We start from the raw sequence: 12,359 nt of genomic DNA on the forward strand, positions 1-12,359 counted from the left end.
AATGAGTAAGAGTGAAGAGAAAAATCCTAGAGAGTATTTTGATTATTATACAGACTTGATGATTGAAATAGATAAAGCTGGAGAAAAAGTAGACAGTAATGTAGAAGATACTCCAATTGAAAATGCAGCCATTGATTCTCTATTTGACTATCTACTTAAAATTCCAAATAGAGTTTTGGGAGATCATTCGATTTCAAAAGAAGGCAAGATTGCTGTAATAAATGATGTATTAGACGGTTTTGCTGAAGCAATTAAGACTAATGCTGATGAATGTGAAAAGATAGGGGAAAATACTGAACAAGATGAGTTAACAGTTAAGAAAGCTATAGTGTTTGAGAAACTAGCTGACAAATTGGCACAGTCCATACAGCAAGGGGAAATGCCTAATGGTTGGCAAAGATATAAAGATAAGTTGCAGGCAATCATTGCTTCTACTAAAATAGAAGAACCTGCTAAAGAAGAACTTGCTCAGGACGTCTTTGTGTTGCAAGATTCTGCTGAGGAAAGTCTTAAAGAATTAGAAGACCCTTCTTTTGACGCTATCCGTACCTCTTCTTTTTCTGCTGCCGATCGAGATGTTGACCCTATAACCCAAGCAATTAGAAATCAAATCTTAACCAAGCAGAGGGAGCTAATAGTTGAAGCTCTAGTAAATAATAATATAGCACAACCAAAAGAAATTGGAGATATAACTAAATTTCGTGCATACTGTGAAAATGAAGAAAACAAAGAAAAAATCAGTGAAGTTCTTAGAGGGGTTGAATTAAAAAAAGCTTTAGAACAAGTAGAAATTGCCGGCTACAAAAATGTTCATACCCAGTTTGCAGATAGATTTAGTACTATGGAATGGAAGGATGGAGTTGGAGAAAGTGGTAATGGTATTACTACTAAAACGCAGATAGTACGAGATGTAAATGACAACGAGATTGCTAGATTAACAGAAGCAACACATCAAATAAATCCTCCTCAAACAGTGCAAAAAAGTGATGGTACTACAGTAGAAATTAAAAATTATAGGACGATAGATTTTCCGATAAAACTTAATGAAGGCGGTCCAATGCATTTATCGCTAGCGGTAAAGGATTCATTTGGCAGAAATATTGCCGCAAGTAAGGCTGTATATTTTACTGCTCACTACGATGATGATGGTAAGCTAATCGAGGTCAGCTCACCACGTCCAGTTAAGTTTAATGGAACTAGCCCTGATGCAGTTGGGTATATAGAACATGGTGGACAGATCTATACCTTGCCAGTAACGCAAGAAAAATATAAAGCAATGATGAAAGAAGTAGTCCAAAACAAGGGACATGACGTGGATATTTCACAATCTATCGATACACCATCTGTGGACCGTATTATAACTTCCCCTCAGAAGACTGAAGAGCTGGGTAGAACAAAAGAGGCTGTGGTTTCTCTTGCTGACACGACCCAAGAGGAAGGAGTAAATGCAAGGGGTAATATTCTAGATGAACCTCTTGATGTCCTAGATAGCACACCTGTTCTAACACCAGAAAAAGTAAATCCAAGGGGTAATATTCTAGATGAACCTAACCCCACTCTTCAAAATGCCCCCGTTCTAACACCAAAAGTAGTTGATAATGTTCGTACAGCTAGCAAATTAGTTGAGTCAAAGTCTGTTAAGGAAACTGTAAACGAGGTAGTACAATCTTTTAGGAAGAACCTAACAACACGGGTAATTCTACCTCGAAAAACCAATGTTGAGATTACTGCACAAGCAGAAGATATATATAAAAATTTGCAAAAAAAAGAACTTGAAAAGCAGAAACAATATATCAATGAAGAATTAAAAAAATTATCAACTCCTCAAGAAAAGATAGAACTGTTACAGGAATTGGCACGGGTTGAAGCGGATGGAAGGGGAGAAAGAGTTAAAGAAATTGGTCCTGGAGGAGAGAAAGAAGCAAATGTAGGGCAGGTTAGATTAAGAACAGAACAGAGGAGAAAAAGTACAAATGGATCTCCTCAAATAGGATACCAACAGAAAGGAGAACATGTTAATGTTAAAGATGATGTAAATTTACAAACATTCCTAAAGAATAGAATTGTTGAAATTAATCAAGAAGAATCCAAAAAGCTAGTTCCTGCTTTTAAAACTCAGAAGGTGAAAGGTCATGGTTTTCCCTAATTTAACCTGAGTTCGATGTAACTTGTTTACTTCCCTCGATGTCCCAGCGAAAGCTTTGCCAACGTGGATCACTAGTATGTCATTCCCGCGTAGGCGGGAATCTAAAATGTCTAAAGCACCCTTCCTGTTATTTCTTTAGATTCCCGCCTACGCGGGAATGACATCGTTTTTAGTCCTGTAAATACCATTTTACTTACGTTAGCGTTTTTGATCCACGTGGCAAAGCCTCCCAGCGAAAACTGAGATCTAAAACTATATAACATACCTTCTATGCTATTTTTTTAGACCCCGCTACCTTCGCAGGGGTGACATCTGCGAAGGGGCAGGGGGGTGACATCCGAAGGGGAATCAGGGGGGTAACACCCATAACAGTAATGATATACTCAAATGATTTGAGTATATCATTACTTACGTTGGCTTTTTGATCCAGCAGGCAATGCCGTTGCTGAGAATGACATCAACACAAAAATCAACTTAATCTTTTTATAATTTCCTCTCTGCGAAGTAAGGGTAATATTACTGACATTTCCGGTCCGGATGTCATTCCCGTTATGCTAAGCCTTAGAGGTAAGAATACATCCTTGCCCTTTTTACCAGTAACGACCATAATTTTTTTAGTCCATATGCTCCAGCTGTCGAGGGTTATTGGTTCGTCTGGTAACAATATAGTTGCCTGTTGTAAAAAATCTTTATCTAAGCCTTCAACTTTAGATGGTGAGTAACAAATATTCCACCAATCTTTTATTTCATATAATTTTTGCAAATTAGCTCTCACTGCCAACCAAAACTGTTCAGTTACTTGCTCAGCCTTAATTTCTCTTAAGCGATCTTTTACTTCATCAAAACTAAGGCTAATTAGTAATTTATGATTCAGACGTTCTAATTCTTCCGGCAAATAAGTTGTTGGACTTTTAGAAAAATTATTAATGTCAAACTCTTTTATTAGCTGATCTAAATTCTTAAACGATACAATACTTGATGACGAACCAATTAAACTAAAAAAACTATTAATTGCCATTGGTTCTAATCCAATTTCATCCCTTAGAGCAGCGATCTCAAACCCTCCTATTCTTTTAGATATTTTTTCATCTCGGCTAATGACTAGACCAAGATGAGCAAAATTCGGTATACTCTTTTGATTTGAGTATAGCTCTTCCTGTAGGGCTTCAAACATTTGTAGCTGAATCGCCGTATTAGTTACATGATCTTCGCCCCTAATAATATGGGTAATCGAATAATCAATATCATCAATAACTGAACAAAGCATATAAGTCATACTATTATCTTCTCTGATAACTATCGGATCACCAAGATTCTTCCCATCATATTTAACTTCACCCTTAATCATATCTTGCCACATAATTGGAGTATGCGATACCAAAAATCGATAATGCGGCTTTCTTCCTTGACTAATATAGTCATTTATTTGTTGTTGAGTCAAATTCAAGGCTGCCCGATCATAGATGGGGGGGAGTCCTCTTGATAATTGTAATTTACGTTTCAGTTCCAGCTCTTCTTGAGTCTCAAAACAAGGATATAATCTATTTTTTTGCAATAATAATGTTTTTACAGCCTCATATTTAGCAAGTCTATTAGATTGGCAAAAAGTTTGATCCCAGTTAAGTCCTAAAAATTTAAAATCCTGTTCAATGGCATTTTTATATTGTTGTTTGCTACGTTCAAGATCGGTATCATCAAACCTTAAAATGAATATGCCATTATGCTTTCTAGCATATAACCAATTTATAAGAGCTGTTCTACTATTACCTATATGCAGCATACCTGTTGGTGATGGTGCGAATCTTGTGATAACCCTACCCATAATTTTATCTTAACCGCTTATTGTACTTTTTTCTTTCTTGTTGTTTTTTTTGCTGTAGCCTTCTTTTTAGAAGTTTTTTTTGTAACTATCACCTGTGTGCCATTATCTTTCTCTTGTTTATTCTTTAACTTATTATTACTAGCTTCAATTATTTCTACAGCGATCTCTGTTGTTATGGTAAAAGGATCGTATCTTTTTGGTATTGAAATAAACCTATCAAGATATTTAAGATACGGACCATATCTACCTATACCAAGTATAATCTCTTGTTGAGATTCAGGATGTAAACATAATTTAACTGGCAACTCAAGCAACCTCATAGCTAAAGCAAGAGTAACATCACTTTGTGCAATAGAAGGGGGCAATGATGCACGCTTTGGCTTTTCACCCTTGGCAACTTGCTCACTAGTCTGTACATATAAACCATATGGGCCTTTCTTTAGAAAAACATCAAAACCATCTTTATTTACTCCTAATAGTTTGTTCTCTTCCATAGTAGCAACATCATCACTATTTTTAGAGGTAATTTGTTTTTTGAAAGTACATTCTGGGTAATTACTGCAAGCTAAGAATGCTCCAAACTTACCAAGTTTCAGACCTAATTGACCTGTAGAGCAGGATGGGCAAATTCTTGAATTGTTACTTTCTGACTTTTCTCCAAATAAGTGATAATCTAAGGCTTCTTCAACATAAGTAATTATATCAGATATTTTCTTTCCACTAACTACTTCTACATTATTATTAAACCCATCCCAGAATTTTTTTAGTAAAGATTTCCATTCTATTTTACCTTCTGCCACCTCATCTAAATCATTTTCAAGATCAGCTGTGAAATCATATTCCACATATTTCTTAAAAAAACCTGTCAAAAATGTTGTAACTAAACGCCCTAATTCCTCTGGAAAGAATCGTTTTTTCTCAACAACTACATATTTTCTATCTTGCAACACTGATATAATCGAAGCATAAGTAGACGGGCGACCAATACCAAGTTCCTCAAGCCTCTTCACTAAACTAGCTTCAGAATATCTTGGTGGCGGATCAGTGAAATGTTGTGCTGGATTCACTGAATCTGTAATTAATTTCTCTCCTTCTTTTAGCGGTGGTAGAAGCCTATTTTCTTCTTCTGTTTCATCATCTAGACCTTCTCGATAAATTTTATAAAAACCATCAAACGCAATAATTGAGCCATTTGCCCTGCATGTAAATTCTTTATCTTCTGTATCAAGCTGAGCTACTACCAAATCAATAATAACATTTTCCATTTGGCAAGCTACCGTCCTCTTCCAAATTAGGTCATAAAGCTTGTAATAATCTTTATCTAGTTTATCCTTTAACTTTTCTGGTAGCAGGGTAATATCAGTTGGTCTAATCGCTTCGTGAGCTTCTTGGGCATTTTTCGCTTTAGATTTATACACTCGCTGGCTAGCTGGCAGATATTTATCCCCAAAATTCTTATCTATCAATTGACGTATTTGCTCAACAGCTTCACTAGCAAGAGTTGTCCCGTCCGTTCTCATATAAGTGATCAAACCTATAGTTTCATTACCTATATCCATACCTTCGTAAAGTTTTTGGGCAATTTGCATAGTCTTCTTAGCAGTAAACCCTAATTTTCTTGCAGCTTCTTGCTGCAGCGAAGAGGTAATAAAAGGCGGTTGCGGTTGACGTTTTTGCTGTTTTTTTTCTATAGCTGCAACATGAAAATTCTTTAATTTTATTTTCTCGACTAGATCATTGGCAGCCAGTTCATTAGTAATTGAGAATTTCTCTAATTTTTTACCATTAACATGAGTTAATCTCGCTAAAAACGGTTCATTATTACTATTAAGAACATTAAGACTAATATCCCAATATTCTTGTGATTTAAAACGTTCAATTTCATCTTCTCGTTCGCAAATAAGTCTCAGTGCTACAGACTGCACTCTTCCGGCTGATCTACATCCTGGCAATTTACGCCATAATATCGGCGATAAAGTAAATCCTACCAAATAGTCTAATGCCCTCCTTGCTTGTTGAGCATTAACCAAATCAATATCAATTTTTCTTGGGTTTTCAATTGCATGTAAAATAGCTTTTTTTGTAACTTCATCAAATGCTACTCTTTTAAAGAAATCACTAGATTTAACCAAGTTTTTTTCTTTTATTATTTCTGCAACATGCCAAGCAATTGATTCTCCTTCTCGGTCTCGATCTGTTGCTAGATAAATCATTTCAGCTTTGGCAGCATCTTTAGTTATTGCTTCAACATATTTTTCTGCTTTATCTGATATAATATATTTCATAGCAAAATCTTCATCTGGCAGAACTGAACCATTTTTAGATGGTAAATCTCTAATATGCCCAAACGAAGCAATAACTTTAAAACCATTATCTAGATATTTATTTATCGTTTTCGCCTTTGCTGGCGATTCTACTATTACTAATTTCATATTTATTTATAAATTAAAGAGATCTTGTTGCCAGGATATCTAGTTATTTTTCCAGCCAGTTCTAGCTCCAGTATTATCATATATATAACCTGTAAAGGTAGCTGCGTTTGATGCAAACAATCAAAATCTATAGGAGTTGAAGATAAAAGCTCCTTAACTTTCATACGCATATCGTTGGTAATTGGATTAGCATATTTTACATCTAACGCTTTAAACTGGTTATTCTCAGCTGAATCATTTGCCACATCCTTAGATTTGCTGACAACCTTAGAAAAATGTGGTAGATTAGTTACTATATCTTGGGTAGATTCCACCATGTATGCTCCTTCCTTGATAAGTTTATTAGTACCCTGACACCTAGTATCTAGCGGAAATCCCGGCACTGCAAATACTTCTCTATTCTGTTCTAAAGCAAACCTTGCTGTTATTAATGATCCAGATTTTAGGCTTGCCTCAATTACTACCGTTCCAAGAGATATACCAGAAATCAATCGATTACGCTGTGGGAAATGTTGTCCAAGAGGTTTTGAACCTATTGGTAATTCAGCAATTATTAACCCTTCTTGCTGAATTTGCTTGAATAATTTAACATTTTCTATGGGGTAAACATGATCAATTCCTCCGGCTATAACTCCTATTGTTTTAGAGGTATTAACTTGATGCACTGCCGTATCAATACCTCTTGCAAGTCCAGAAACCATTATATAATCTGCGTCTGTCAATTCCTTAGCGATTTTAGCTGCAAAAGCACGACCATTTACTGAAGCATTTCTTGCTCCAACAATTGCTAAACATCTTTCGTGTGATAATAACCCGATATTGCCCTTATAACTTAGTATCGGCGGGCAATCAAAAATCTCTAACAATAACCTTGAATATTCTAGAGACTTATAGGTAATAATTTTGGCGTTATTCTTTTCCAAAAGCTCAAGTTCTTTACTTGCCTCACTTTGTGAAAATACCTTTACTGGTTTAGAGCGTCCACCTCGCAGCGAAAATTCTTGTATATTTTCAATTGCAGTACTACTACTACTACCAAATAACTTTATTAAACTCCAAAAAGTTCTCGAACCAACATTTTCACTCCTAATTAGTCTTAGAATATCAATTGTTTCTTTTGTATAAGATACTCGGTTAGTATCCAAAAATAGCTCCTTAAGCATCAAATCTCTTTCTTTGGCTTTAAGCTTACTTTGACATAAATTATCCCTTGGATGATATTTGCAGTATATAGCAAAATTTTTTCCCACTAAGTAAAAAAATAAAAAAACAATTAATTTCTAACTAGGGAAGTTTAAAAATTACAACTAGCAGTAGAAAGCTACGTAAACCTATGTGTGTCAACTTAAGCAATCTCGATGTCATTTCTAGCTACGCTATATACTATAATTTTTCTGCATTAGAAGCTAAGTAATCTGCCACTCCTTTATATGATGGGGTAATGCCTTCATCACCTTTATGCCACCCAGCTGGACATACTTCACCATGCTTTGCATTATAGTCTAGAGCATCTATCAGTCTTATTACCTCATCAATATTTCTGCCAATTGGCAAATCATTAACTGACAAATGGCGTACTATAAATGCTTCATCAATAACAAAAGTACCACGCAGTGATATTCCATCATCATGAAGTACATTATAACTATGTGAGGCACTTTTATTAAGATCTGACACCATGGGAATTTGGATATTGCCAACACCACCTTTATTGTAAGGAGTATTCTTCCAAGCTAAATGAGAAAAATGCGAGTCAACGCTTATTGCTATTAATTTTGTATTTCTCTCAGTAAATTCTCCTAATCTATTATTAAAGGCTATAATTTCTGATGGACAAACAAAAGTAAAATCTAGGGGATAAAAAAACAATACAACTTTATGACCCTTAGCATAATTTTTAAGATTAAATTCAGATTCTATACTATTATCAGGCATAATAGCTTTAGCTGTAAAATCCGGTGCAGCTTTTCCAACGAATACTTGCATTTTAAATTCCTTCAATTTCAAGTGATTAAAAATATTTCTTATGATAACCTCAAGTATCGATGTAACAAATTAATACTAGGCTCAGTATCATCCTCATTAGGGGTGATGTCAGCCTGCGAAAGTAGCTTACTATTACCCACATCTTTTAAAAGCCATAAACTTTGAAGCTACCGACATCATCCTGAATTTATTTCAGAATCTAGAAAATCAAGTAGTTAGCGTAAATTATCGTAAGTAACATGAATTCGACATAAAAATAATTATTATTCTAAACCCCTTCGATGTCACCCCTGCCTACGCAGGGGTGACATCGAAGGGGAATCAGGGGTAACATCAACCCTAACAGGGATGATACTGATAACAAGTTATATCAAACTCAGGTTAAGTAAGATTGACAAATCAGCCTTACGACAATTTGAAGTCCTTCGATCCCGGTTCGAGCGTTCGCACCGAAGGCTCTCACTTGCCTAAGATGACGCCGCCGACTTAAACCGGACACTAGTGTGTCTACGCAGGGATAACACCTAGGCTATTAAACCGATGTCTTACATCGAACTCAAGTTATGATACACAAAATAATAATGTATTACAATAGCAAATCTTAAATGAATTAGCAGGGTAATTTAAAAATTGCAATCAATAGTTAAGTGCGTGCCATGATCAGAAATGGTATTACTATCCAGAGCTGTCATTCCCACGTAGGCGGGAATCTACCGTCTTGCTAGTCAAGAAAAAAAGTAGATTATTATTCATAAATTTTATTATTTTTTACCATAGAATTTAAACAAATAATTACTTTACGCATAACGGCTACTAAAGCGACCTTTGCTTTTTTACCAGCATTAGTCATACGTTCATATAATGCCTTCATTTTGTCATTATGACGCATCGCTACTAAAGCTTACTATTACCCACAAAATAACAATGGTGAAAAAGAAGTAAAAATAATATACTGATTTGCAATTAAAATATTACATTGTAGAGGTATAGTATGAGTCAAGAAATAATAAATAATTATTTGACCGAGGAATTTAGTGGAGCTATTTTGGGTGATAAAAGGCTGACAAATAGGTTAATAAAGATAGCTGATAATTTTGCAAATATACCTGAAAGCTCAATTAATCAAGCATGTGGAAATTGGGCAGAAACAAAAGCAGCATATCGTTTTTTTAAAAACGATAATGTTAAGGAATCAAAAATATTAGAAGCCCATATTGCTAAAGCAGTAGAAAGAATCAAAGAGCATGATAAAGTTCTTGTTATACAAGATACTAGTTATATCACATATACTAGTCATAAAAAAACTACTGGATTGGGTGTGTTATCAAGAAAAGAGGGAAAGAATGTTAAAAATATTGAATGTAAAGGTCTGATAATGCATACTGCCTTTGCGGTTGCTACCAATGGATTAGCACTTGGGTTGTTGGATCAAAAGATTCACAATAGACCAGCAGTGCCTGAAGAAATACAACAGTTAAAAAAAACTAGTCATGGTAATGCGGTACATATTAAAGATAAAGAAAGTATGAAGTGGCTTAATGCATTACAGAACACTATTAATGCAACGAATAATAGTAATACCCAAATTATAACTGTTTGTGATAGAGAAGCTGATATATATGATTTTTTTGAATTGGCACAAGCTCAGAAATCTAAAGTTTTAGTTAGAGCTGCACAGGATAGAGAAATAAATAAAAAGTCAAAATATTCCAAAAAAGATAGACAATATTTGTGGAAGGTAGTATCGGGTTTCCAGTGTGCTGGAGAAATAGCAGTTAAAGATACTAGTCAAGAAAATAAAGCTAATAGGATTAGACATTTGGAAGTTAGATTTGGAAAATTTATAATGAATCCTCCTGTAAACAATGTAAGACATAAAACAGAAACATTGCCAAATTTACCAGTATATGCCATCAATGTTATTGAGCGTCGTCCCCCTAGTGGAACAACACCATTAGAATGGATGTTACTAACCAACTTACGTCAATTCGGGATAAGGTTATAATTTAGAGGGAAGTCGAGATTGCAATTTATAGAAGGTTTATTTTTCTTAAGAGAATAGGCAACTAGTGTAGAAAGTATATGAACAAAAGCATTTATAGGTGATCTGTGTCTAGTATGCTCAAGGTTCATTTTGTTCTTTAAATAATCAAAAACTGTTTCAATTAAATTACGTTTTCTTAGCATAATCTTCTCCTTTAAATCCATTAATTTATTTGGCATATTTTTCTTAATCCCATGTACCATTTTTAATCCTCTTTCATATAAACTGACGAATAAGTTTTGCTTAATATATCCTTTATCTGCATACATAACTCCAGTTAAACCATCTGTTAACTCAGGTACTGGAATCCTATCATCTACATTGCCTTTGGTCACTTTTAATGCTATAAATTGTCCTTTTTCATTAATAATTAAGTGTAACTTGAACCCATAAAAATAACCCATCGATGATTTGCTATGTTTTGCTAGCCCCTTAAATATTTTATTACTATATAGTAAAATACATTGAATTAGGTGACAAAGAACATAGAAATAGCTTCGAATAATTTACTAGTTTCTGTTATCTTATTTTTAATCCATTTTTTCATATTAGCCCAAAATTTTTCTATTGGATTTAAGTCTGGTGAATATGGGGGTAAAAAAATAACCTTACAACCTACTGATTCTATTAATTCTTTCGTCTTCTTTGATTTATGGAAACTAGCATTATCCAGTACTACAACCTGTCCTGCTTTTAATTCTTTAATTAAAAACTTCTCAACCCAATTATTAAATAGTTCTGTATTACAAGTTCCATTAAACACAAAAGGGGCTATCGGCTTATTATTTACCAAACCAGCTATGATATTAGTTCTTTGATACTGTTTACCACTTTTTTGTCCTAGCAACAATTCTCCTATCTTACCCCAACCTCTATCTTGGCAAATAGTCCTATCTATACCACTTTCATCAAGATATACCATTTGCTCTTTGTCATATTTACTGACCTTTTCTAAATATTCAGATCGTTTCTCTGCACTTGCTTCCAAATAACGTCAATTCGGGATAAGGATATTGAGAACATGTAGATTAAAATCAAATTTTGTTGAAGGTTTATTTTTCTTTAATGAATAAGCAACAAGAGTAGATAATATATGGACAAAGGCATTTATTGGTGATCTATGTCTAGTATGTTCAAGGTTCATTTTATTTTTTAGATAATCAAAAACTGTTTCAATTAAGTTACGCTTTCGAAGTAAGATTTTTTCTTTCAAATCCATTAATTTATTTTCCATATTCTTCTTAATTCCATGAATCATTTTTAAGCCTCTTTCATATAAATTTAAGAACAAATTTTGCTTAATATAACCTTTATCAGCTGCTATAATTCCAGTTAATCTTTTTGTTAACTCCGGTACTGGAATCCTATCATCTACATTGCCTTTGGTCACTTTTAATGCCATAAACTCCCCTTTATTATTGATTATTACATGTAATTTAAAACCATAAAAATACCCCATAGAGGATTTACTATGTTTGGCTAATCCTTTAAAAACTTTATTGCTATAACGCCTTTTATTGTGACAAGCTTTAATCGTTGTAGAGTCAATAAAATAAATACCTGTTTCCTCACCAAACAACAAATGAATCAACATATTTAGCGGTATGAATAATCGTGCCATTAATTCAACAAATCTATTATAACTCAAGGCTTTAGGGAAATCATCCTTATGCATGCACTCTATATAACTTTTATAGAAAAATTTAAAATTCTTAGCATAGGATGTATGAAACATAATTATTATTGTTAACATTTCACTTAAACTCATGCTACAACAGCGATTTCTCTGCTTATTTGATGGTAATAACTTTCTCTGTTCATACTCCAAATAAATTTTACAAAAATCATCTATAAAACTATATAATTCTGTGATATCTTTTTTCATGCCTGTAGTTTGTTTTTTTGTTTAAAAATATAAATACTGCAGGC

The 12,359-nt window shown here is 34.0% G+C and carries 9 protein-coding genes and 1 pseudogene; 2 read left to right on the plus strand and 8 right to left on the minus strand.

Annotated elements, in window-relative coordinates; translation table 11 throughout:
- The first annotated feature begins 1 nt into the window (after position 1).
- Positions 2–2,146, plus strand: a complete 2,145-nt coding sequence (locus AAGD29_RS01695; RefSeq protein WP_341758276.1) for a Sca4 family protein — start codon at positions 2–4, stop codon at positions 2,144–2,146.
- Positions 2,147–2,615: 469 nt separating this feature from the next.
- Here the strand turns inward: AAGD29_RS01695 and gltX are convergent, their stop codons facing one another.
- From gltX to AAGD29_RS01720, 5 genes are all read right to left on the minus strand, one after another.
- Positions 2,616–3,968, minus strand: coding sequence for a glutamate--tRNA ligase (gene gltX, locus AAGD29_RS01700; protein ID WP_341758277.1), 1,353 nt, complete (start codon positions 3,966–3,968; stop codon positions 2,616–2,618).
- A gap of 17 nt (positions 3,969–3,985) precedes the next feature.
- Positions 3,986–6,400 (minus strand): type I DNA topoisomerase, encoded by a 2,415-nt coding sequence (topA, locus tag AAGD29_RS01705; protein ID WP_341758278.1) that lies wholly within the window; start codon positions 6,398–6,400, stop codon positions 3,986–3,988.
- A gap of 2 nt (positions 6,401–6,402) precedes the next feature.
- The gene (gene dprA, locus AAGD29_RS01710; protein ID WP_341758279.1) at positions 6,403–7,563 is read right to left on the minus strand and encodes a DNA-processing protein DprA; all 1,161 of its coding nucleotides are present in this window, start codon (positions 7,561–7,563) and stop codon (positions 6,403–6,405) included.
- Positions 7,564–7,783: 220 nt separating this feature from the next.
- The gene (locus tag AAGD29_RS01715; RefSeq protein WP_341758280.1) at positions 7,784–8,386 is read right to left on the minus strand and encodes a peroxiredoxin; all 603 of its coding nucleotides are present in this window, start codon (positions 8,384–8,386) and stop codon (positions 7,784–7,786) included.
- 745 nt (positions 8,387–9,131) lie between these two features.
- Positions 9,132–9,275 (minus strand): hypothetical protein, encoded by a 144-nt coding sequence (locus tag AAGD29_RS01720; protein ID WP_341758281.1) that lies wholly within the window; start codon positions 9,273–9,275, stop codon positions 9,132–9,134.
- A gap of 102 nt (positions 9,276–9,377) precedes the next feature.
- Between AAGD29_RS01720 and AAGD29_RS01725 the strand changes: the two genes are divergently transcribed.
- Positions 9,378–10,391 (plus strand): IS4 family transposase, encoded by a 1,014-nt coding sequence (locus tag AAGD29_RS01725; RefSeq protein ID WP_341758282.1) that lies wholly within the window; start codon positions 9,378–9,380, stop codon positions 10,389–10,391.
- Here AAGD29_RS01725 and AAGD29_RS01730 read toward each other — a convergent pair.
- The 3 genes and pseudogenes from AAGD29_RS01730 to AAGD29_RS01740 all read right to left on the minus strand — a co-directional run.
- Positions 10,370–10,876: pseudogene (locus AAGD29_RS01730) on the minus strand (IS982 family transposase); the annotation flags it as partial. The gene AAGD29_RS01725 and the pseudogene AAGD29_RS01730 overlap by 22 nt on opposite strands.
- Positions 10,877–10,899: 23 nt before the next feature.
- Positions 10,900–11,418: an IS630 family transposase gene (locus tag AAGD29_RS01735; RefSeq protein WP_341758101.1), complete on the minus strand. Its 519-nt coding sequence runs from the start codon at positions 11,416–11,418 to the stop codon at positions 10,900–10,902.
- Positions 11,419–11,424: 6 nt separating this feature from the next.
- Complete coding sequence (locus tag AAGD29_RS01740; protein ID WP_341757373.1) at positions 11,425–12,315, minus strand: IS982 family transposase; 891 nt, start codon at positions 12,313–12,315, stop codon at positions 11,425–11,427.
- Positions 12,316–12,359 lie beyond the last annotated feature (44 nt).

Source organism: Candidatus Tisiphia endosymbiont of Ditula angustiorana (assembly GCF_964026425.1).
Taxonomy (GTDB): domain Bacteria; phylum Pseudomonadota; class Alphaproteobacteria; order Rickettsiales; family Rickettsiaceae; genus Tisiphia.